The organism is Micromonospora sp. WMMD1155 (genome assembly GCF_029581275.1).
GTDB lineage: Bacteria > Actinomycetota > Actinomycetes > Mycobacteriales > Micromonosporaceae > Micromonospora.
The window spans coordinates 5,644,220-5,666,538 of sequence record NZ_CP120742.1 but is presented as its reverse complement, the minus strand read 5'-3'; the positions used below and the strand labels follow the sequence as shown (position 1 = coordinate 5,666,538).

Annotated in this window: 21 protein-coding genes; 6 read left to right on the top strand and 15 right to left on the bottom strand. The window is 70.1% G+C overall.

Translation table 11 applies throughout. From position 1 onward, the window contains the following. Positions 1-25 precede the first annotated feature (25 nt). The 8 genes from O7617_RS25970 to O7617_RS25935 form a co-directional block, all read right to left on the bottom strand. Positions 26-217 (bottom strand): DUF397 domain-containing protein, encoded by a 192-nt coding sequence (locus tag O7617_RS25970; RefSeq protein WP_282258745.1) that lies wholly within the window; start codon positions 215-217, stop codon positions 26-28. Then, complete coding sequence (locus O7617_RS25965; RefSeq protein WP_282258744.1) at positions 208-1,008, bottom strand: helix-turn-helix transcriptional regulator; 801 nt, start codon at positions 1,006-1,008, stop codon at positions 208-210. Before O7617_RS25965 ends, O7617_RS25970 begins: the two co-directional genes overlap by 10 nt. Positions 1,009-1,538: 530 nt before the next feature. Continuing rightward, positions 1,539-2,339, bottom strand: coding sequence for an SAM-dependent methyltransferase (locus O7617_RS25960; protein ID WP_282258743.1), 801 nt, complete (start codon positions 2,337-2,339; stop codon positions 1,539-1,541). Positions 2,340-2,464: 125 nt separating this feature from the next. After that, positions 2,465-4,528 carry a cellulose binding domain-containing protein gene (locus O7617_RS25955; protein ID WP_282258742.1) on the bottom strand — a complete coding sequence of 688 codons (2,064 nt, stop codon included), beginning with the start codon at positions 4,526-4,528 and terminating at the stop codon, positions 2,465-2,467. Positions 4,529-4,717: 189 nt separating this feature from the next. Further along, positions 4,718-5,734 carry a LacI family DNA-binding transcriptional regulator gene (locus tag O7617_RS25950; RefSeq protein ID WP_282258741.1) on the bottom strand — a complete coding sequence of 339 codons (1,017 nt, stop codon included), beginning with the start codon at positions 5,732-5,734 and terminating at the stop codon, positions 4,718-4,720. A gap of 52 nt (positions 5,735-5,786) precedes the next feature. Continuing rightward, positions 5,787-6,623 (bottom strand): carbohydrate ABC transporter permease, encoded by an 837-nt coding sequence (locus tag O7617_RS25945; RefSeq protein ID WP_282258740.1) that lies wholly within the window; start codon positions 6,621-6,623, stop codon positions 5,787-5,789. Continuing rightward, positions 6,620-7,618, bottom strand: a complete 999-nt coding sequence (locus O7617_RS25940; RefSeq protein WP_282258739.1) for a sugar ABC transporter permease — start codon at positions 7,616-7,618, stop codon at positions 6,620-6,622. Before O7617_RS25940 ends, O7617_RS25945 begins: the two co-directional genes overlap by 4 nt. Before the next feature lie 52 nt (positions 7,619-7,670). Beyond that, on the bottom strand, positions 7,671-8,966 hold the full coding sequence (locus O7617_RS25935) for an extracellular solute-binding protein (RefSeq protein ID WP_282258738.1): 1,296 nt from the start codon (positions 8,964-8,966) through the stop codon (positions 7,671-7,673). Positions 8,967-9,220: 254 nt separating this feature from the next. Here O7617_RS25935 and O7617_RS25930 point away from each other — a divergent pair, with 254 nt between their 5' ends. Continuing rightward, entirely contained in the window at positions 9,221-10,846 is a 1,626-nt protein-coding gene (locus tag O7617_RS25930) for a glycoside hydrolase family 43 protein (protein ID WP_282258737.1), read from the top strand. Positions 10,847-10,891: 45 nt separating this feature from the next. Here O7617_RS25930 and O7617_RS25925 read toward each other — a convergent pair whose 3' ends face one another. Beyond that, positions 10,892-11,500 carry a hypothetical protein gene (locus O7617_RS25925; protein ID WP_282258736.1) on the bottom strand — a complete coding sequence of 203 codons (609 nt, stop codon included), beginning with the start codon at positions 11,498-11,500 and terminating at the stop codon, positions 10,892-10,894. Positions 11,501-11,779: 279 nt separating this feature from the next. Here O7617_RS25925 and O7617_RS25920 point away from each other — a divergent pair, with 279 nt between their 5' ends. From O7617_RS25920 to O7617_RS25905, 4 genes are all read left to right on the top strand, one after another. Then, on the top strand, positions 11,780-12,985 hold the full coding sequence (locus tag O7617_RS25920; RefSeq protein ID WP_282258735.1) for a chitosanase: 1,206 nt from the start codon (positions 11,780-11,782) through the stop codon (positions 12,983-12,985). 124 nt (positions 12,986-13,109) lie between these two features. Further along, positions 13,110-13,502, top strand: a complete 393-nt coding sequence (locus O7617_RS25915) for a MerR family transcriptional regulator (protein WP_282258734.1) — start codon at positions 13,110-13,112, stop codon at positions 13,500-13,502. Further along, on the top strand, positions 13,472-13,819 hold the full coding sequence (gene trxA / locus O7617_RS25910) for a thioredoxin (protein ID WP_282258733.1): 348 nt from the start codon (positions 13,472-13,474) through the stop codon (positions 13,817-13,819). Before O7617_RS25915 ends, trxA begins: the two co-directional genes overlap by 31 nt. Before the next feature lie 182 nt (positions 13,820-14,001). Then, on the top strand, positions 14,002-15,252 hold the full coding sequence (locus tag O7617_RS25905) for an HNH endonuclease signature motif containing protein (RefSeq protein ID WP_282258732.1): 1,251 nt from the start codon (positions 14,002-14,004) through the stop codon (positions 15,250-15,252). A 155-nt stretch (positions 15,253-15,407) separates the two neighbouring features. Here O7617_RS25905 and O7617_RS25900 read toward each other — a convergent pair whose 3' ends face one another. Further along, positions 15,408-16,241 carry an alpha/beta hydrolase gene (locus O7617_RS25900; RefSeq protein WP_282258731.1) on the bottom strand — a complete coding sequence of 278 codons (834 nt, stop codon included), beginning with the start codon at positions 16,239-16,241 and terminating at the stop codon, positions 15,408-15,410. 165 nt (positions 16,242-16,406) lie between these two features. On the opposite strand from O7617_RS25900, the gene O7617_RS25895 reads away from it, so the two are divergent. After that, positions 16,407-18,293, top strand: coding sequence for an ABC transporter ATP-binding protein (locus O7617_RS25895; protein WP_282264873.1), 1,887 nt, complete (start codon positions 16,407-16,409; stop codon positions 18,291-18,293). 156 nt (positions 18,294-18,449) lie between these two features. On the opposite strand, the gene O7617_RS25890 is transcribed toward O7617_RS25895, so the two are convergent. The 5 genes from O7617_RS25890 to O7617_RS25870 all read right to left on the bottom strand — a co-directional run bounded on the left by O7617_RS25890 (position 18,450) and on the right by O7617_RS25870 (position 22,260). After that, positions 18,450-18,938, bottom strand: coding sequence for a PepSY domain-containing protein (locus O7617_RS25890; RefSeq protein ID WP_282258730.1), 489 nt, complete (start codon positions 18,936-18,938; stop codon positions 18,450-18,452). Between the two features lie 176 nt (positions 18,939-19,114). After that, positions 19,115-19,594: a GNAT family N-acetyltransferase gene (locus O7617_RS25885; RefSeq protein ID WP_282258729.1), complete on the bottom strand. Its 480-nt coding sequence runs from the start codon at positions 19,592-19,594 to the stop codon at positions 19,115-19,117. Between the two features lie 86 nt (positions 19,595-19,680). Continuing rightward, entirely contained in the window at positions 19,681-20,235 is a 555-nt protein-coding gene (locus O7617_RS25880; protein WP_282258728.1) for a DUF5872 domain-containing protein, read from the bottom strand. Between the two features lie 28 nt (positions 20,236-20,263). Further along, complete coding sequence (locus O7617_RS25875; RefSeq protein WP_282258727.1) at positions 20,264-21,568, bottom strand: HAMP domain-containing sensor histidine kinase; 1,305 nt, start codon at positions 21,566-21,568, stop codon at positions 20,264-20,266. Next, positions 21,565-22,260, bottom strand: coding sequence for a response regulator transcription factor (locus O7617_RS25870; RefSeq protein ID WP_282258726.1), 696 nt, complete (start codon positions 22,258-22,260; stop codon positions 21,565-21,567). The genes O7617_RS25875 and O7617_RS25870 overlap by 4 nt, the downstream gene beginning before the upstream one ends. Positions 22,261-22,319 lie beyond the last annotated feature (59 nt).

Genomic DNA, 22,319 nt, shown 5'->3' with positions numbered 1-22,319 from the left:
GGCGGGCGCTTCGGCGTTCTGGTGACTACGACCGCCGGGGAACCTCGGCGACGAACGCCCGCCAGGCCACCGGCCCGAAGACCAACGCCGGCCCCTGCGGATCCTTCGAGTCCCGCACGCCGACGACGCCGGGGAGGTTGTCCGCGACCTCGACGCAGTCGCCACCGCTGGAGCCGCTGCGGGTGGACTTGCGCCACACCGCGTCGATCAGGTCCATGCCGTCACCACTTCCTTCATCAGGTCAGTTGACTGCCGCCGAGGCAGGGCCTCGTTGCGAACGGTCTCCCACTTCGACAGAAGCGTAGCCACGTCATCGTCGTTGTCGATGACCGCCCCGCCGAGCTGGTTCTCCAACTGACCGACCCATTTGCCGTCCGCAGCCCGAGCCAGGATGAACGGACCCGTCAGCCCGGCATGCATGCTCACGTCGACCGGAATGATGTGGATGCTGATGTTCGGTCGTTCAATCATGGCCAACAAATGCGTGATCTGGCCGACCATGATTGCCCGAAAGTCCTCACCCGCCCGTCGCAGCACCTCCTCCCCGATGACCGCAACGAATTGCGGCGCCTTGGGCTGGGTGAGAATCAACTGTCGATCGAGCCGAGCCGCAAGCCCTTTGTCGACCTCTTCATCGCTGAGCGTGTCGTCGCAGCGAATCACCGCTCGGGCGTAGTGCTCGGTCTGAAGCAGGCCGGGGACCAGGGACGGCTGCCACGACCGGAGCTGGGTCGCGACGCGTTCGGCATCCAACCACGGCAGGAACCAGGAGGGCACCCCCAGCTTCGCGACCATGCGCTCGAAGAGGCCGCCGTTCTTGAATGCGCGGTCTGCGCCCTTGATGAAGTCCATCGTCAGTGCCCGGGTCTCGCTCTCCACGGCGCTGACATGGGAGGCGCTGAAACCCGCGCCCCTCCCGAAGGACTCCTGGGTCATCCCGGCGGCCCCTCGGGCGCGGCGGATCTCACCCACGATGAACGCAGCGAGGGGGTGGGGCAGGTCAGCCATTCAACGCTCCCAACCGGAGGATCGACTACTCGCGCCACCACCGGCGCGGCCTGCGTCACCAGCGCGGCTCGCGCCGGTGAAACGCCTTCCGAGCGTAGTCACCTCCACAGCGGAGTGTCACCACCGGCGCGCGCTGTCGTGCTCCAACCAACTGATCGCAGCACCCCATCGCAGATCCGCAGAGATCTTGGACAGTTTCCGTTACGCGCGAACGGAAACTGTCCAAGATCTCGCGAAAACCGCACGCGGAGCCCCACGCGAAACCGAGCGCAGAGCCCGACGCGAAACCGGGCGCAGAGCCCGACGCCAAAACCGGGCGCGGAGCCCGACGCCAAAACCGGGCGCGGAGCCCCGTACGCCGCGCCGGGCGCGGCCCAAGAGCGGTACCGCTCGGCTCGCCGGCGGTTCGACCGTCGGATGACTCGTCTGTGTTATCAGCTCCAAAGCGAGCTGAAAGCGTGGAGAACGGCCGGAGGCCGGCCTGCCACTCCTTCGGCGTCAGCCCTCGGCCGTTCCGCCTTCGAAGGGCGTCACGGTTTGCGGGCGACGCCGCTGTAGCCGGTGCGGGCGACCTGCGGGTCCGCGGTGACCGGTGGCTCGGCGTGCGGCCACATGTTGACCAACCCCGGCGGTTCGAGGAGGAAGTCACCGAAGAAGCGGGAGATGTCCGCGTGGCTCCGCGGTACGAATGGGCTGTTCGCGCGCGCGTAGATCGCCGAGATGCGGGCCATCAGGTCGGGGTGTACGTCGGTGCCGGCGTGCGACAGTGCCAGGTAGCTGCCGGGGGCGAGCGCGTCACGGTAGGTAGTGAGGATCCGCTGTGGATCCTGCTCGTCGGGCACCAGGTGGAGCACGAACATCATCAGCACCGCGACCGGGCTACCGAGGTCGATCGCGTCGCCGATCGCCGGGTGGCCGAGGACCTGCTCCGGGTCGGTCAGGTCGGCCTGGACCACCGACACCGTCTTCGAGTCGGCGAGCAGCGCGCGTCCGTGTGCGCAGACCACCGGGTCGTTGTCGACGTAGACGACCCGCACGTCCGGATCGATGCGGTGCGCGATCTCGTGGACGTTGTCCTGGGTCGGCAGGCCGGACCCGAGGTCCAGGATCTGTCGGATGCCCTTCTCCTCGACGAGGTGTCGAACCGTTCGGGAGATCAGCTCGCGGCCCTGCCGGGCAGCCTCGGGCATCCACGGCGCCACCTGCAACACCATCTCGGCTGCCGCCCGGTCGGCGGCGAAGTTGTCCTTGCCGCCGAGGTAGTAGTCGAACATCCTCGCCGCGTTCGGCCTGTCCGGTTGCAAGCCGGTCCCGGGTTGTGACTGCGTCATGATCGACCACCTCTCCCCCGTCCGGTCCCGCAGCATAACGTCCACCATGGTCGATCACCGGACCCGCGGGTCGGGTGCACCGGCTGGCGCGGTCAACGCGTCAGCCGGTGCGCCCGACGGTCGCGTCAGCCGGTGGCGCACACCGTTCCGTTGAGAGTGAACGCCGTGGGCAGCACGTTCGGCCCGCTGTACGCGCCGACGAACCCGGCGCTCACGCTGCCACCGGCGGCGATCTGCCGGTTGTCGTCGGTGGGCGTGACCCGCACGGCGGTGCCGATTTGTTCCCAGGTGGCGCTCCACCCGCTGCTCACCTGCTGCCAGCCGGTGGGCCAGGTCCAGGTGAGTGTCCAGCCGTCGATCGGGCCGGTGCCGTTGTTGACGATCTCGACGCCGCCGATGTAGCCGTTGCCCCAGTCGTTGGCGGTGGTGAAGCGGACGGTGCACGCGCTGGTGGTCGGGCTGCCGGTGGCGAAGGTGAGCGGCGGTGACGCCCAGGAGACCCGTCCGGCGATGTCGCGGGCCAACACGTTGACCGTGTACCTGCTGCCCGGCACGAGGTTGGCGACAGTGAACGAGGTGGTCGGCGTCTCGCCGAGCTGCTCGCTGACCGCGCCGTTCTGCCGGTACACCTCGTACTTGGCGATCGGGCTGGCGCCCGGGGTGGACGCCGGCCAGGAGATCGTCGCGGCACGGTCGGTGACGCCGCTGACGGTCGGCCGGCCCGGGGCCGAGGGCCGCCCGGCGGTCGCGCCGGCCGGTCGCAACACGAGCGTGGTCAACGAGTACGCCGGCAGCGTCCGGCTGGTCGCGGAGCCGGACTGGCTGGTCGCGATGCCGGTGGCGCCGTTGGTGAGGGTGGACACCGTCGGTGCGACCGCCGACGGGGTGAACCCGGCGTAGTCGATGGTGACCGGGCGGTCGTTGTCCGGGTCCTTGTTGAGCAGCAGCAGCGCGAGGTCGCCGTTGCCCCGCCGGACGGCGTGGGCCGTGACCAGCGGCTCGTCGGTGCCCGCGCGGACGAACTGGTCACCGGTCTTCGCGAAGAGCTTCATCATGGCGAGCCCGTGGTACGGCGCGAACGGTGTGTTCAGTGGCGGCTCGCAGACCGAGCCGTCCTCGCTGCAGGTGCCGCTGGAGAGCATGCCGAAGTCGTTGTAGTCGGTCTGCCCGGCCACCTGCGACACCGCGCCGATCCCGTTGTGCACGTTCCACCAGTGGGCGGTGAAGATGCCGTTCGCCAGGAGCGCGCTGTACGCGTCGGCCAGGAAGAGCGCGGCCGGCTGCGTGTTCCGTCCGGCGTCGACGTTCAGCTCGGTGAAGCTGATGCCGATGCGGTCGGCGTTCGGGCCCGCGTACCGGGTGAGCTGCTGTCGCAGCAGGTAGATCGCGTCGGGCAGGTGATTGGTGCGGGCCAGCGAATCGGCGGCGGAGCCACCCGGGTACCAGTGCACGTCCACGAAATCGATCTTCGGACCGGCGATGGAGAGCACCGTCTGGTTCCACGGACCCGGGTCACTGCCGGCGGTGATGCCGTCCGGCCAGTTGCCCGGCATGGTCAGCACCGCGCCGACCTTGATGCTCGGGTCGACCGCCTTCATCGCGTCGGCGTACTCGACGACCAGCCTCGCGTACTGTGTCGCGCTCTTGTCCGGGTGGTCGTCGGCCTCCCACGCGGACCCGTAGTGGCCGTTGCCGTAGTTCTCGTTGCCGATCGTCCAGTACCGTGCGCCGTAGCGCTTGGTGACGTTCGCGTACCGCACCCAGTCGGCTGCTTCGGCAGGCGTGCCGGTGCCGTAGTTCGCGATGATCATCGGCTGCGCGCCGGCCCGCCGGACGGCCGCCATGAAGGTGTCGAAGTCGGTCCCCGGTGCGACGTAGCCGCCGGGCGCGGTGTGGTCCTTCCAGTGGTAGATGTCGGCGTACGAGCCGCCCGGGTAGCGCATCATCTGCACACCGGCGTCGCGGAGCAGGTCCGACGTCTCGGCGGTGCCGAGGTTCTGGTCCCAGATGGCGTGGTTGACGCCCAGCGCGGTGGCGGGCACGGTGGCCATGCCCGCGCGGGCGTCGACGGTGACGGCGACCGGGTCGGGTGCCGCGCTGGCGGTCGGGGCGTCGACGCCGGACAGCGCGGTCGCGGCGAGCAGCAGACTCGCCAGGAGGGACGCGCGTCTCTTCTGTTGGATGCGCATGGGCTGGGATCCTTTACGGACTGGGGGGACGGCGGACCTCGGTGGTCCGCCGCTCGTGTCACCCGTCCCCCCGGATCCGTACCGGACCCCGGTTGCCCATCGGACGGTCGTCAGCCCCGCGCGCACGTCATGTCATCGACGCACAAGAATGCCATGGGCGGATCGCGGATCTCAAGGGCCGCGGCGTGGTCAGCGCGGGGGCGCGGCGCTGTCGCGGACGATCAACTCGGTGGCGAGTTCGACCCTTGGGCTCTCGGTCTTCTCGCCGCCGGCGAGGCGCAGGACGGTCCGGGCGGCCAGCATGCCCATCTCGGCCAGGGGTTGACGGACGGTGGTCAGCGGCGGGGAGCACCACCGGAGCTCCGGCAGGTCGTCGAAGCCGACCACGCTGACATCGTCGGGCACCCGTAGGCCGCGTTTGCGGACCGCCTCGTAGACGCCCAGTGCCATCTGGTCGCTGGAGGCGAAGATGGCGGTGGGTGGGTCGGGCAGGGCCAGCAACTGCGTACCCGCGCTGAAACCGGACTCGTGGTAGAAGTTGCCCGGTCGGATGAGCGCGTCGTCGACGGGGATGTCGGCGGCGCCGAGCGCGGCCCGGTAGCCGTCCATCCGGGCCCGGCTGCACATCAGGTGCGGTGGGCCGGCGATGAAGCCGATCCGCCGGTGCCCCAGGCTGATCAGGTACTGGTTGGCGCTCAGGCTGCCCGCCCAGTTGGTGGCGCCGATGGTTGGTGACTCCTGCGGGTCCACGCCGGCCGGGTCGATGATGACGACCGGCAGGTGCAGCCGGCGCAACTCGGCCTGCAACGGTGGGTTCACCATCGAGGTCACGAAGATGACGCCCTCGGTGGAGCGCGTCCGCATGTTGTCGAGCCACTGTTTGGCCGAGGAGATGCGCCAGTGGATGGCCGAGACGACGGTGCCGACGCCGCTGGTCTGGCCGACGTCCTCCACCCCGCGGATGATCTCCACGGCCCACGGGCTGTCCAGGTCGTTGAAGACCAGGTCGATGAGGGCCGCGTCGGTACGCCGGGCCGGTGACCGGCGGCGGTAGCCGTGCCGGTTGAGCAGCGCCTCGACGCGCTCCCGGGTGTCGGGAGCGACGTCGGAGCGGCCGTTGATGACCCGAGAGACCGTGGGTACGGAGACACCCGCCAACCGCGCGATCATGGCGATGGTGACGTTTCGGCCGTTCTCCGCGCCCACGGTCCCCCCTCGTCGTGCCGGAAGCTTCAGGTCTGCTCGCGGTGCTGCGATGTCATCCCTTGACGCTGCCGGTCAGGCCGCCGATGAGTTGGCGTTCGGCGACCGCGTAGAAGCCGAGGGCCGGCAGCATGGACAGCACGACATAGGCGAGCACCCGTGCGGTGTCGTCGGCGTACTGACCCTGGAACGCCTGGACCCCGACCGGGAGGGTCCACCAACTCTGGTCGCTGAAGACGACCAGCGGGAGCATGAAGTTGTTCCAGCTGGTGACGATCGCCAGCACCGAGACGGTGGCCAGGGCGGGGCGCGCCATCGGCAGGAGGACCTTCCAGAAGAAGCCGAAGGCGCTGCACCCGTCGAGGACGGCTGCCTCCTCGACCTCGGCCGGGATGGTCCGGAAGAACTGGCGCAGGATGATGATGGTGATCGGCAGCCCGAAGGCGGCCTGGGGCAGGATGACACCGAGCGGGTTGTCCAGCAGGCCGACGCCGCGCAGCAGCACGAACAGCGGCAGGATGGCCACCGCGAACGGGAACATCAGGCCGATCGCGAACAACGTCACCAGGAACTCGCGGCCCCGGAAGGCGTAACGAGCGAAGACGAACGCGGCCATCGCCGCCGCGCCGACGACGATCAGGGTGCTGCTCACGGCGATGAGGAGACTGTTGCCGAGCTGCCGCCAGAACACCCCGTTGCCCAGGATCTCGAAGTAGTTCGGCACCCACGGGTCGGGCCAGCCCAGCGGGTTGGTGGACAACTGGCCGTTGTCCTTGAAACCGCCGAGCACACCGAAGTACACCGGCACGACGATGAGCACGCCGACGGCGATGCAGACGAGGTGCAGCACGACGCTGCGGGTCCGCTGGACGCGACTCGCCGTGGCGGTCATCGCTGGCCTCCCTGGGTGGTGATCGCACCCGCCGTGTCACGACGCAGGACGATGCGTTGGTAGAACAGGGCGAAGACGAGGCTCAGCAGGAACATCACGATGCTGATGGCGCTCGCGTACCCGACCTCGAAGCGACGGAAGCCGAACTGGTACATCGTGACCGCGAGGGTCTCCGAGGAGTGGATCGGCCCACCACCGGTGAGCACCCACACCATGTCGAACAGTTGGATGGTGCCGATGACCGACAGGAAGATGCTGATGCGGATCGTCGGGCCGAGCAGTGGCAGGGTGACGTGTCGGAACGCCTGCCAGCCGGTGGCGCCGTCGGTGACCGCCGCCTCGTGCAGCTCCTTCGGGATGCCCTGCCGCGCCGCCAGGAAGAGCATCATGTAGAGGCCGAAGTACTTCCAGGACACCACCAGGAAGACGGCGTACAGCACGGTGTCCGGGTCGGCGAAGATGGTGCCCGCGTCGGCGCCCAGCCACCGGGCGACCCCCTCGCCCAGCCCTCGGTTGGGTGAGAACACCAGGGTGAACAGGACGGCCGTGGTGACCTCGGAGAGCACGTACGGGGCGAAGAAGATCAGCCGATAGACGGCCCGCCCGCGAAGTGGCTGGTTGAGCAGCATGGCCAGGGCCAGCGCGACGGGCAGCTGCACGACCAGGGACAGCACCACCAGCACCAGGCCACGCCACAGGTCGCCGCGGAACGTCGGGTCGCCGAAGGCACGGGTGTAGTTGTCCAACCCGATGAAGTTCTCCGGCAGGCCGAAGCCGTTCCACTTGAAGAAGCTGGCGTACCCGGCCACCACGATGGGGGCGAGGACCAGCAGCACGAACAGCGCCAGGGCAGGCGCCAGGAACACGGCGAGGACGCCACCCCGGCCCGGCCGGGGCTGGCGGCCACGCTTGCGCGCGGTGCCCGGCCCCGGTGCCGGCGGATCGGTCGCCGTGTCGCCGCGCCTCAGGTCGGACACGGTCGATGGCCTGGTCATTCCTGCTCCACTCGGGTTCTACGGCCGGCTACGAACGGGTGACGGGTCACGATCAGACGGTCTTCGCCACCTGCGTGATGTCCTTGACGATCGCCGCCGGGGACTTCTTGCCGGCGATGATCTCCGCGACGCTGTCGTTGATCTGCTGCCCGAGCGCGGGCGCGTACGCCTGGTCGAGGTAGAGCTGGAAGCCGGTGTTCTTGGCCAGGGCCTCCGCGACGGCCTTGTTGTTGGGGTCGCTGATGGCCGAGGTGGCCTCGGTGACCGTCGGGTTCACCGCGCCGGTCTGCGCGGAGCGCTTCTGGTTCTCGACGCTGAGCAGGAACTTCAGGAAGTCGATGGTGGCGGCCGGCGCGTCCTTACCGACGGCGAAGCCGTTGCCACCGCCGAAGACCTCGGTCGCGGCACCCTTACCGCCGTCCACGGAGGGGAACGGGAAGAAGCCGAGCTTGTCGCCGAGGCCCTTCTTGCTGGTGGAGCTGGACGCCTGCACCGCCGGTGCCCACTGCCCCATCAGTTCCATACCGGCGTTGCCGTTGCCCATGGTGGCGGCCTGACCGTCGGGTGAACCGAACTCCGCGCCGAGGAAGCCCTTCTGGAACGGCTGCAGGTCGACGAGTTCCTTGAGCCGCTCACCCGCGGCGACGAGGTCGGGGGTGTCGAAGTTCTTGCTGTCGACGGCCTTCTGCAGCGCGTCGACACCACCGATGCGCATCGCGAGGTAGGACCAGTAGAAGTGGGCCGGCCACTTGTCCTTGCCGGCCAGCGCGACCGGAGTGATGCCGGCGGCCTTGAGCTTGCGGACCGCGTCGAGCACGCCGGTCCAGGTGGTGGGGGTCTCGGTGATGCCGGCGCGGGTGAAGAGCTCCTTGTTGTACCAGAACCCGACCATGCCGATGTCGAACGGAATGCCGTAGATCTTGCCGTCGATCGTGTACGGCTCCATGGCCGCGGGCAGGATGCCCTTGACCAGGTCCTTGACGTCGTCGGTGAGGTCCTTGACCAGGCCCGCGTCCACCTGCTGCTTCAGCACGCCACCGCCCCAGGACTGGAACAGGTCCGGCGGGTCGCCCGCCTGGGTGGCGGTGGTGAGCTTGGCCTTGAACGCCTCGTTCTCCAGGGGCTGGATGGTGAACGTGACGTTGCTGTGCGCGGACTTGTACTCGTTGGCCATCGCCTGCCAGACCGGGAGCATCGGGTCGGTGTTCTGGATGTGCCACCAGTTGATGGTCTGCGGGGCGTTCGGGTCGCTGGACTCGCCGTCACCGCTACAGGCGCTCAGCAGGTACGCGCCGGCGCCGGCACCGGCGAGGCCGAGCAGCGTTCGGCGGGAAAGGTGCGAGGTCATGATCCATCCCTTCGGTAACTCACGGGGTGCTCGGTTGCCGGCCGGGCCGGCGTGGTGGGAACCTATGGATCTCCGGAACTTTCAAAAGCTTCGCCGGTATTACCGGTCGATGGCGGGCACGCTACGAGCTGTTTCCGCAACGGTCAAGCCCTCTGTCCTATCGCGAAAAGACCGGCTAGCGTAGGCAGGACTTTCAGCGATCCGGGACCGCAAGTTTCCGGAAGTTCCAGACAGCCCGTCCAGAGGAGCCCTTCGTGTCGACCGACATCGCTAACGTGGCGACCGCTACCCGGTCGATCCGCAACCCCGTCCTCGCCGGATTCCACCCGGATCCGTCGATCCTGCGGGTCGACGACGACTACTACCTGGCTACCTCGACCTTCGAGTGGTATCCGGGCGTGCGTGTGCACCATTCGCGTGATCTCGTGAACTGGCGCACTTTGAGCGGGGTCATCACCGACCGCCGCCTGCTCGACCTGCGTGGCTGCGGTGACTCCAACGGCGTGTGGGCACCCGACCTGACCTACCACGACGGTCTGTTCTACCTCGTCTACAGCGACGTGGCCAGCTTCGCCAGCGGTTACTGGGATCCGCAGAACTTCCTGGTCACCGCCGAGGACATCGCCGGCCCCTGGTCGGACCCGGTGAAACTGCACGGGCGTGGCTTCGACGCGGCGCTGTTCCACGACGAGGACGGCACCAGTTGGCTGCTGAGCATGAGCGCGGACTGGCGACCCGGCCGGGACCGCTTCGGCGGCATCGAGATCCAGCAGTACGACCGGGCCGAGCGTCGGCTGGTCGGCAGCCCGCGCATGCTGTTCACCGGCACCGCGGTCGGCCTCACCGAGGGCCCGCACATCTACCGCCACGACGGGTGGTACTGGCTGATCACCGCCGAGGGCGGCACCAGTTGGGAGCACCAGGTCACCGTGGCGCGGTCCCGGGAGCTGTTCGGGCCGTACGAGGTCGATCCGGACGGGCCGCTGCTGACCTCCGTCGGTCGCCCTGACCTGCGGTTGCAGAAGGCCGGTCACGGCAGCCTGGTTCGCACCCAGACCGACGAGTGGTACCTGGCCCACCTGGTGGGCCGCCCCTACTCCCCGCTGGGCAGTTGCGTGCTCGGCCGGGAGACCGCGATCCAGCGGGTCGAGTGGCCGTCGGGTGAGTGGCCGAAGATCGCCGGAGGGGTCCCGGCGGACGAGGTCGTCGCACCCGACCTGCCCGCGCACCCGTGGCCGGCGGAGCCCGAGACCGACCACTTCGACGCCCCCGAGCTGGGCCTGTGCTGGTCGACGCTGCGCCGACCGGCCACCACCGACTGGGTCGACCTGCACGCCCGCCCGTCGTACCTGCGGATCCACGGCGGGCAGTCGCCGGTCGGGCGGCAGGCCCCGAGCCTGGTCGCGCGACGCGTCGAGGCGATGCACTGCTCGCTGGAGACCGTGGTGGAGTTCGACCCCGCCGACCACCGGCAGCTCGCCGGGATCACGGCGTACTACAACACCCTGAACTGGCACCACCTCTACGTGACCCGCGACGACGACGGGCGGACGGTGCTGGAGTTGCTCAGCTCCGACAACGGGAGGCGCACCCCGTACCCGGATCTGACCGTTGACGTCGGCGGCGTCACCCGGGTCGGCCTGCGGGCCGTGTTCGACGGGCCGGTGGTGCGTTTCGACTACGACCTCGGCGCCGGTTGGCAGCCCGCGGGCGTCGACCTGGACGCGACGATCCTGTCCGACGAGCACGCCGCGCTGATCATCGACGGTGAGCCGGCGGCGTGGGGCTTCACCGGGTCGTTCCTCGGCCTGTGGGTGCAGGATCTCGGCGGCGACGGCGCGTACGCCGACTTCGACCTGGCCACCTACCGGGAGCAGTGAGCACGCGGACGGCACCCGGCGGGTGCCGTCCGCGTTCCAGCAGTGCTATTCGACCTGGGCGGCGACGGCGCGGAGTTGGCCGAGGGTGGTGCGGAAGCCGTGGCCCGACGCGGCCGGGTCCTCGGTGACCAGGCCGCTGACCGCCATGGCCTGCGAGCGGGACGCCGCGACCGCGTCGTCACCGGCCCCGGTCACGTCGAACACGCCGAAGTCCCCGCTGAGCGTGCGGAACGTCGGGGCGGCCGGGTCCTCGGCGAGGTAGAGCACCGCGACCTGACCCGGTTCCAGCGCGGACATGTGGGCCATGTCCGGCACGCCTCCGGGCAGGCCGGCGAGCGTGATGTGCGCTCCGGCCCGCACGGTCGATCCGGCGGCCGCGCGCAGCACCTCGTCGACCCGGAAACCGGTCGGCTCGACCTCACCCCGTACCACCAGGTCCGCGGTCTCGGTGAGTTGCCGGACCGTGCCGTACCCGCGCAGCTTGCCCTTGACCGGCGGGGCCGCCGCGTCCATCGGCGCGGCGGCGCTGCTCGCGGCGGGCGCGCCGACCGGGTCGGCGCCGTCAGGGCCGCCGCAGGCGGACAGCGCCGCCACGGCGAGCACGGCGGCGGCCGTGGCCCGGAGCGGCCGGGTACGGCGGGGGTCGACTGCCATGGAGCACTCCTTGCGTCTCGGTGCCGTCCCAGGTCGGTTCGCTCGGGACGCGGCACTGCTGACGACATCTAACTGTGGGGTCCGGGCATCGAGTTCTCGGGTAGCCGTCAACGAGGTGAACATGCCTCGTCACGGACGGCTGACGTCGATTGACGGCCCACCGACGTACTGATATCTGTTAATACAGTTTCCTGTTGCTCGCGGTGCCCGCCGGGGCCGATGGGCCGCGCCGGGCCACCGACCGGCCGGCGGCGCGCCGCCCCTTCCCCGAGGACCCCCATGGTGCACAGAAGAACAGCCGCCTATGTCGCCGGCACCCTGCTGATCGGTGTCGCCGCCGTCGGCTACGGCCTGCCGTCGGCGAGCGCCGCCACCGCCGGCCCGATCACCGGCCTCGCCGGCAAGTGCGTCGACGTGGCCGGCGCCAACTCGGCCAACGGCACGGCCGTCCAGCTCTACGACTGCAACGGCAGCGCGGCCCAGACGTGGACCGTCGGCAACACCGACACCTCGATCCGCGCGCTCGGCAAGTGCCTCGACGTCACCGCCGCGTCGACCGCCAACGGTGCCAAGATCCAGCTGTACGACTGCAACGGCACCGCCGCGCAGAAGTGGACCGCCAGCAACGGCGCTCTCGTCAACTCCGGCTCCGGTAAGTGCCTCGACGTCACCGACCGCAGCACCGCCAACGGCGCCCGGTTGCAGATCTGGACCTGCGGCGGCACCTCCAACCAGCAGTGGACCCTGCCCGGCGGCGGCAGCACCCCGCCGCCCACCACCCCGGCCGGGACCAACCTCGACGACCCGACGAAGAAGGACGTCGCCATGCAGCTCGTCTCGGCGGCGGAGAACTCCTCCCTCGACTGGCGTGCCCAGTTCTCCTACATCGAGGACATCGGCGACGGACGCGGTTACACCGCCGGCATCATCGGCTTCTGCTCCGGCACCGGCGACATGCTCGAACTGGTCCAGGCGTACACGAACACCAAGCCGGGCAACGTGCTGGCCGGCTACCTGCCCGCGCTGCGCGCCGTCAACGGCACCCCCTCGCACTCGGGCCTCGACCCGAACTTCCCCCGCGACTGGCGCACGGCGGCCGACGACTCGGTCTTCCGGGCCGCCCAGGAGGCCGAGCGGGACCGCGTCTACTTCAACCCGTCGGTCCGTGACGGCAAGAACGACCAGGTCCGGGCGCTCGGCCAGTTCGCCTACTACGACGCGGCCGTCATGCACGGGTACGAGGGCATGCGTCAGATCCGCAACCGCGCCCTCGCCCGGGCGAAGCCCCCGGCCCAGGGCGGCGACGAGCGGACCTGGCTCAACGCGTTCCTCGACGAGCGGGTCATCGAGATGAAGAAGGAGGAGGCCCACTCCGACACCTCCCGCGTCGACACCGCCCAGCGGGTGTTCCTCAACAACGGCAACTTCAACCTGAACACGCCGCTGGTCTTCGCCGTCTACGGCGACCAGTTCCGCATCGGTTGACGCACGCACGCTCAGGGCGCCGCTTCGGCGGCGCCCCGAGTCGTGCTCGGGGCCGGGAGCAGTCTTGCCTTGACGCTGACGACAAGGTTTAGCCTGGTCGCGGCAGGCTGGTCGAGGAGGTCTGATGCTGATCGGCGAGCTGGCGGAACGGACCGGCACGAGCACCCGGACGCTGCGTTACTACGAAGCCCACGGGTTGGTACACCCGCAGCGCTCGGCGAACGGATACCGCGTCTACGACGAGGCGGAGCTACGGGTCGTCCAGGAGATCCGCGCGCTGCTCGACGTCGGCTTCGGCCTCGACGACGTCCGTCCGTTCGTCGCCTGCCTGCGGGCGGGCAACGCGTCCGGCGACGTCTGTCCCGATTCCGTGCTGGTGCTGCGACGCAAGCTCGCCGAGGTCGACGACTACCTCGATCGGCTCGGAGCGGTCCGTCAGCAGTTGCACACCCAGCTCACCCACGCCATCGCGCACCGGGAGGACACATGCCCCAGGAAACGAGCGTCAGCTCCCTGATCACCGTCACCGACGACACGTTCGCCGAGCTGGTGCTGACCAGCGACCGGCCCGTCGTGGTCGACTTCTGGGCGGAGTGGTGCCCGCCGTGCAAGATGATCGAGAAGAGTCTCGTCGAGCTGGCGCAGGAGTTCGGCGACCGGATGGTCATCGCCAAGCTCAACTCCGACGACAACCCGCAGGCCACCCGGCGATACGGGGTCATGTCCCTGCCGACGCTGCTGGTGTTCCGTGGGGGCGAGGTCGTCGGTTCGATCGTCGGGTCCCGGCCGAAACTCCACCTGCGGCAGAGCCTGACCATGCACGCCGGCCTGTGACCGTCACCGCCGGCCGAGTGGCAATGGCGACGCACCCACCCCAATCTGTCGATCACCGCACCCGCGATTCCGTCGACCACGTCATCGCCTGACAACACCCCTCAGGGACCTCTGCTCCCCCGCCTGGCGGCGATCGATCTTGATGACTGAAGTTTGTCGTACACCTGTTCTAGTCTCTGGTCATGGTCGAGGAGTTGGCGCAGGCAGACGACGCGGTCGCCGCCTGCGTCGACGCGGCCGCCTGGCCTCTCACCGAGCATGAACTGATCGCCGCGCTCGACGCCGCGCACCGCCTGCAGCAACGCCTCGCCGCCGTCACCCTGACCCTGGTCCGTGAGATCGACGGCCGCGGCACCGCCCGCGCCCACGGCGCCTCCACCACCGCCGTGTGGCTACGCGAACGACTGCGCATGACCGTTCCCGCCGCCCGCCGCCTGGTCGACCTCGCCACCACCCTGGACACCGGCAACCCCGCCATCCGACACGCGCTGGCCGACGGCGCCGTCACCCAGGGGCAGGCGCGGGTCATCGCCGACACGGCCACCACCGTGACGGTGACGGCGGGCGCCGAGGTGGCCGACAAGGCCGTCGGCGTGCTGGTCGAGTGGGCCGGGCAGTTCGACCCCACCCTGCTGCGTCGGATGGGCACCCGCATCCTCGACCACGTCGCCCCCGATCTCGCCGACGCCGCTGCCAAAGCTGCCCTCGCCGCCGAGGACGCCCGCGCCACCCGCGACCGACACCTCACCCTGTCCGAGCAGACCGACGGGCGGCTGCGGCTCACCGGCATCCTCGACGCGGAGGCCGCCGGTCTGCTGCGCGCCGCGATCGACCCACTCAGCGCACCCGCCGGACCCGACGACGCCCGCAGCCCGGGGCAACGCCGCCACGACGCCCTCGCCGACGTCTGCCGACTCGCGCTGCGCACCGGCGAGCTGCCCGACAGCGGCGGCGACCCCACCCAGATCGTCGTGACCACCAGCTTCGACGCGCTGACCCGGCAGCTGGGCGCCGGCGCCCTCGACATCGGCCTCCACCTCACCCCCGACACGGTGCGCCGGCTCGCCTGCGACGCCACCATTCTGCCCGCCGTCCTCGGCGGCGCCGGCCAGGTCCTCGACGTGGGTCGACAACGCCGACTCATCACCGGCCCGCTGCGACGAGCCCTCGTGCTACGCGACGGCGGCTGCGCGTTCCCCGGCTGCGACCGACCACCACGCTGGTGCGCCGCCCACCACATTCGCCACTGGGCCGACGGCGGCCCCACCAACCTCACCAACGCCGTCCTGCTCTGCGGCCACCACCACCGACACGTCCACCACAGCCAGTGGACAGTGCGCCTCGGCGACGATGGGCGGCCCGAGTTCGTGCCACCGGCCTGGCTCGACCCCGACCAGCTTCCCCGCCGCAACCACTACCACCGACGAACGTAGGAGGGCGCGCGACGACTGGCAGCCTGCCGGGTCGACAGACCAGTCCGTCCGGACCAGCGCTGTCGCGGATTCAGGACCCACGGTCAGTGGCTGAAAGTCTGGCGGCCCCAGGGGCCTGCTGCATAAGACTTGGTCGGCCTCCCTTATGAAGAGGCCTATTGCTTCAGGAAGTCAGTCACCGCTCGACGGAAATCGTCCGGTTTCTCGACCCACGGATGGTGGCTGGCTCCGGCGAGGCTCACTCGTCGGCTGTTCACCAACGCGTGGTGCAACGAGTCGACGGCCCAGCGGGGACGAATGTCCTCGGTGCCGCAGATGATCAGCACGGGCAGTTCCAGCGCCCGACACTGCCGGACCATGTCGGAATTGCGGAGTTCCTGCTTGACTTCCCTGTTGAGGGCCTGGTTGCACTCGCGGTTGATGCCCAGCCATGGCGTGGCCATCCTCTCCGCGTGGTCGAGTGCTGTGCGCTGCTCGGCGAAGTCGGCCGACCACTGGAGGACCGCCTGCTCACGTTCCTCCGCAGGCGTACGGGCGTGGGCGCTGAGGGCCTCCCACCGGTCCAGTTGAGGCCCGAGCCGCAGCCTCAGGTTCCGCTTGTAGTGCGGGTGCCAGCCGTTATCGGGGTCGATGCCGGTCCCGGAGACGTAGATCAGATGGCTGACTCGCTCGGGATGTTCGATGGCGTACCGCAACGCGAGGTGTGCGCCCCAGGAGTGACCCAGGAGAGCCGTTCGCGGCCCGGCCACCTGGTCTCGTACCGCGTCGAGGTCGGCGACGAAGCGGTCGAGACGGTACGGTCCGCGCCGCTGCGAGCGTCCGCAGCCGCGCTGGTCCCAGCGGATGATACGAGCGTTCTCGTCGAGCAGCCGGGCTACCGGGCCGAGATAGTCCCACAGGCCTGGGCCGCCGTGACAGAACACCAGCGGCGACCCCGCTCCGGCCTGTTCGACCCACAGGCGGCATCCGTCGTCGCCGCGCACGTCCACGACCGACAGTATGGCGGCTCGGGTGAGGCCGTTTGCCTGCGCGCATCGGTCGGGTCGGAGGTCGGAGCGCATCCCCGCCCGTCGAAATGACTTGACCTCAAGCTCGGGTGAGGTCCTAGCCTGCGATATCGGAGGTAATGCATGAGCATGGAAGTTACCGCGTGGATGTCTCTGCACCACGCGATGAACGCGCAGGACGAGCGTCCGCTGTCCCGCGCGACGTTGAAGCGCATCGCGCGGTTCGCGCGACCACACCGTGGGTTGATCGTCAGGTTCCTGCTGTTGAGTGTGGTGACGGCGGTGCTCACGGTCGCGGCGCCGGTCCTCGCCGGGCGGGTGGTCGACGCGATAGTGGACGGCGCCGACAGCGGTGTCGTGATCCGGCTGGCGGTGCTGATCGCCCTGATCGCGCTCGCCGAGGCCGGCCTGGGTCTGGTGACGCGGTTCCTCTCCGCGAGCATCGGCGAGGGACTGATCGTGCAGCTCCGGACGGCGGTCTTCGACCACGTCCAGCGCATGCCGGTGGCGTTCTTCACCCGCACCCGCACCGGTGCGCTGGTCAGTCGGTTGAACAACGACGTGATCGGCGCGCAGCGGGCCTTCAGCGACACCCTGTCGAGCGTGGTCGGCAACACCGTCACGCTGATCCTGACGTTGGCCGTGATGCTCACCTTCTCGTGGCAGATCACGGTGCTGGCGCTCGTCCTGCTGCCGATCTTCGTGCTTCCCGCCAGGCGGATGGGGTCGAAGCTCGCCCGGTTGCAGCGGGAGGCGGCCGAGCACAACGCGGCCATGAGCACCCGCATGACGGAACGCTTCTCCGCGCCCGGGGCCACGCTGGTCAAGCTGTACGGGCGGCCGACCGAGGAGTCCGCCGAGTTCGCGGCACGGGCCCGACGGGTGCGCGACATCGGCGTGCGTACCGCGATGCTCCAGTGGGTCTTCATCACCGCGCTCACCGTTGTCGGCTCGCTGGCGCTGGCCCTGGTGTACGGGTTGGGCGGCCTCTTCGCCCTACGGGGCAGCCTCGACGCCGGGACCGTGGTCGCCCTCGCACTGCTCCTGTCGCGCCTCTACGCGCCGTTGACGTCGCTGGCCAGCGCCCGGGTCGAGGTGATGAGTGCGCTGGTGAGCTTCGAGCGGGTGTTCGAGGTCCTCGACCTCAAGCCGTTGATCCTCGACAAGGCCGACGCCCGGCCCCTCCCGGACGGGCCGGTCGCCGTGGAGTTCGAGGGCGTACGGTTCGGCTACCCCTCGGCGGACAAGGTGTCGCTGGCGTCCCTGGAGGACGTGGCGAAGCTCGACACGCGCGGCGGCGAGGACGTGCTGCACGGTGTGTCGTTCCGCGCCGAGGCGGGGCAGATGGTCGCGCTCGTCGGTTCCTCCGGGGCGGGCAAGTCGACCATCGCGCAGCTCGTGCCACGCCTGTACGACGTCGAGGACGGAGCGGTGAAACTCGCCGACGTCGACGTGCGCGACCTGTCGTCCGAGTCGATCCGGACGGCGTTGGGTGTGGTGACCCAGGACGGGCACCTCTTCCACGAGAGCATCCGCGCCAACCTGGCGTTCGCCCGCCCGGACGCGACCGAGGACGAGATGTGGGACGTGCTGGGCCGGGCCCGGCTCGACGAGCTGATCCGCTCACTCCCGGACGGGCTCGACACCGTCGTCGGGGAACGCGGTTACCGATTGTCGGGCGGGGAGCGGCAACGGCTCACCATCGCGCGGCTGCTGCTGGCCCGCCCCCGCGTGGTCATCCTCGACGAGGCGACCGCGCATCTCGACTCCACCTCGGAGGCGGCGGTCCAGGACGCTCTCGCCGAAGCCCTGACCGGCCGGACGAGCGTGGTCATCGCACACCGGCTCTCCACCATCCGGGCGGCCGATCAGATTCTCGTCGTCGAGGACGGGCAGATCGTCGAACGAGGGCGGCACAGTGATCTGCTCGCCGCCGGTGGCCGTTACCAGGAGCTGTACCGCACCCAGTTCGCCCAGGACCAGCCATCCGCCCAGGATCAGCCGGCCGTCCAGGAGCAACGCGTCGCCGTCTGAGTCGGCCCCGAACCCTGCCGCCGCCCCGCCCGGAGAAAGCCCGGACGGGCGGCGGCACCAAACGATCAGGCGCCTACCCGCAGGAACCCCGGCCGGGGCGGCACCGGACGATCAGCCGCCCGCCCGAAGGAGACCCGAGCGGGCGGCAGCGGACGATCAGTCGTCGTCGTCCTTGTCGTCCGCTTCGTCGTCCTTGTCATCGTCGTCGTCGACCGGCTCCTGCTCGGCCTTGACCACCGAGCCGTTGTCCCGGTCGACGTCCACCTCGTGCTCGGTGTCGCCCGCGACGATCTCGACGCTCCACACCGGACGGCCGTTCTCGTCCTCGGCCTCGACCTCGACGATCTGACCGCCACCGGCCTTGGCGAGCGCGATCTCACCGGCGCGCTGCTGGTCGACCGCACTGCCCGCCGGAGCGCCGCCCGTGGACGGAGCGCCGCTCGACGGCGTACCCGATGGGGTGCCGGCCGACGGCGTGCCGCTGGCCGACGGCGCGTCCGTGGGCGTCGGCGCGACGGTCGCCGCGGCGAGGGTCGTGCCGCCCGACCGCGAGTCGTTCGCGGCGTTGACGCCCAGCGCGACCCCGGCCGCCGCCAGCACCGCCGACCCGCCGACCGTCGCCAGAAGCAGATTGGTGCGCTTCATCGTGGTTTCCACCTTTCCTCGGTTGTCGACTCCGAGGATCGGCGATACCGGGATAGCACCGCACTGTCCGAACGCTAAGGCCGGGTTAAGCAGGGGAACCAGGCGAGCCAGCGAACCGGGCGGACCATCGACATGAGCCCGGTGCCGAGCTCCCGGGCTTCGCCTGACCGAACGGGTCAGAGCGCCATCCGCATGAAGACGTCGGCGCGGGCGTACGGCGGGAGCGGGACCTGCTCGGGGCTGACGTGCTGGAAACCGGCGGTCTCGTAGAGGTGCACGGCGTTCGGAAGCTTGGTGCTGCTGCCCAGGAACAGGGTGGCCGCGCCGAGCTGGCGGGCGCGTTCGATCGCCGCCTCGATGAGCTGTCGGCCGAGGCCCTTGCCGCGCACCGCCGGGGTCACCGCCATCTTCGACAGTTCGAACACGTCGTCCGAACTGCGGACCACTGCGACACAGCCGATGATCTTCCCGTTGTCGCGGACGATCAGCACGTCGCCGCCCGGTTCGACGATGGCGGCGAACGGGTCGTCGAGCGTCTTGCGGTCCGACTCCTCGATCGTGAAGAAGTGGGAGATCCATTCTTCGTTCAACGTCCGGAATGCCTCCGCCTCCTCGGCGGTGGTCATGGACGTGACGGTCAGCGCGCTCGGGTTCATCGCCCGATTCTGCGGCCGTCCCTGCTCGAACGTCCAATGTTTTGAGCCGCGCGCGCGGGGCGCGCTGACCTGCTCGGCGCGAGGGGCTAGCCGCGGCGGTTGAGTTCCGCCTCCAGCCGCTGGACCAGCGTCTTGCGGTCCTTGCCGGCGCGCTCGTTGCGCAGGGCGGTCTTGAGCTGGCGGGTGTCGAGGCCACGAACGAGCTTGACCGCGTCGGTGACCGACATCTCCGTCATCCGCCCGGCCGTGGTGGCGTCTCGACGCGCCCGTTTGGCCGGCCCGGTGTTGGCCACGTACTGCTTGCCGGTCCGGGACGCTTCGCGCTTCTTGGTGTCGGTCGCGCGCTTCTGGCTCTCCGACATCTCGTCCCAGGCCTTCTTGGGCAGATAACGGCTCGTCGTGCCGCCCTGGCGGGCTCGGGTGTCGCCCTCCTTCGTCTGCCACTTCTCGTTGCCCCAGCGCTGCAGAGCCTTCTGCCGGTCGTCCTTTGGGCCCAGGAAGCCCCCGCCGCGCCTCTTGTACTCCTGCGTGACCAGTTGCGACTTGCGGGCCGACCACTGCCCCGGCCTGCCGCCCTTGTCGGAAGCCTTGATCTCTTCCTTGATCTGCTCTCTGAGCTCGGGTTTCGTATACCGCGCCATGACTGGCAGCTACCCGGCAACGCAGCGGCTATGCCTCCGGCAACGACGCCGGAGGCAACGACGTCGGCGGCCCGAGCCGCAGCAGCACCTGGGTCCCGCCACCCACACCGGCGCGCACGTCGAGGCGACCACCGGCTGACTGCGCGGCGCGGCGGGCGATGTCCAGACCGAGGCCCGTCGAACCGGCAGCGCTCGCGCCCCGCCGGACCGCGCCGGCCGGCATACCCGGACCCTCGTCGGTGACGCTGAGGACCACGTCCCCGGCGTCGCGGGCGAGCCGGACGGCGAACGGCGTGCCGTCGGCCGTGTGCGCGAAGACGTTGCCGAGCAGCGCGTCCACCGCCGCCGTCAGATGGTCGGCGGCCACACCGACCGGGAGGGGGCCGGACGCCAGGTCGAGGGTGACGGCCCGACCGGTGTCCTCGGCCAGCACCGACCAGAACGCGACCCGGTCGGCGACGATCGCGGCGGCGTCCGAGACGGCCGGTTGCGCGGCCGGTGAGTGACGCCACCGGGCCTGCCGGATCAGCCCGGTGACCGCGCGTTCGAGACCGTCGGCCGCGGCGGTGATCCGGGCGGCGTCGTCCGGGTCGCGCAACGACTCCGCTTCCAGCCGCAACGCCGTCAGCGGGGTACGCAACTGGTGCGACAGGTCGGCGACCTGTTCGCGCTCCTGGACCAGGAGCACCTGGATGCGGGTGGCGAGATGGTTGAGCGCGCCGGCCACCTCGCGCAGCTCGGCCGGACCGGCGGGGGTGACCCGGGCGTCCAACTCGGCGTTGGCCAGCCGGTGGGAGACGGCGGAGAGGTCGCTGATCGGGCGGACCAGGGTGCGCGCCAACCGGTCGGCGACCAGCAACCCGATCACGACGAGGATCACGCCGAGCAGCGCCAGTACCAGCCACGCCCTGGTGACCCCGGCGGTCAGTTCGTGCTGCGGCACCGCGATCCGGATCACGCCGGTGCCGTCCGTCCGACCCTGCACGGCGATCACCACCTCACGGCCGTCCGCCGACTCCCCGGTGAGGCTCTGCCCGCGCGCGGCCAGGGCCACCGCCGGGGTACGGGGGGTCTGCGCGCCGAGTACCGTCCCGTCCGGCAGGAAGACGCTCACCGGCCGTCCGGACTCCGCCGCGAGCTGCTCCACGGTGAGCCGGATGGTCGCCGCGTCGGCGGTGCCGACGACCGGCACCAGGCTCTGCGCGTCGGCGGTGGCCCGGACGGTGGCCCGGTCCTCCGCGACGGTACGGACCAGCAACGCCAGCGGCACCAGGAACGCGACGAGGGTGAGCACGCTGACCGCGGCGACCAGCAGCGCGAGACGTGCCCTCACGGCTGCGCCGCCGGCGCTTCGAGGCGGACCCCGACCCCGCGCACGGTGTGCAGGTAGCGCGGCTGCTGGGCGTTCTCCCCCAACTTGCGACGCAACCAGGACAGGTGCACGTCGACGGTCTTGTCCGCGCCGCCGTACGGGATCTGCCAGACCTCAGTGAGCAGCTCACGTTTGGTGACCACCTGGCCGGGGCGGCCGGCCAAATGGTGCAGCAGGTCGAACTCACGGGGGGTCAGCTCGACAGCCACCCCGTCCAGGGTGACCTGCCGGGCCCGGGGGTCCACGCGCAGCCCACCGACCACGAGTGCCGGATCCGGTGCGTCGGCACCCGAGGGGCCCCGGCGCAGCACCGCACGGGCGCGGGCGTCGAGCTGCGCCGCGGTGAACGGCTTGACCACGTAGTCGTCGGCACCCGCGTCGAGCACCCGCACGATCTCGGTCTCGTCGTCGCGGGCGGTGGCCACGATGACCGGCACCGAGCTGACCGCGCGCAGCATCCGCAGCAGTTCGCGCCCGTCCAGGTCGGGCAGGCCCAGGTCGAGCACGACGAGGTCGGGCCGGTCCTCCAGCGCGTCGCGGAGCCCGGCCATCGCGGTCGAGGCCGCGGCCACCGCGTGGCCGCGTTCCCGAAGGGCACGGATCAGCGGGGTACGGATGGTCAGGTCGTCCTCGATCAGCAGCAGGCGGGCCACAGGTGGCAGGCTAACCGCTGCCGCCGCCGACGAGACGCACGTTAACCGTGCCTTAGCCT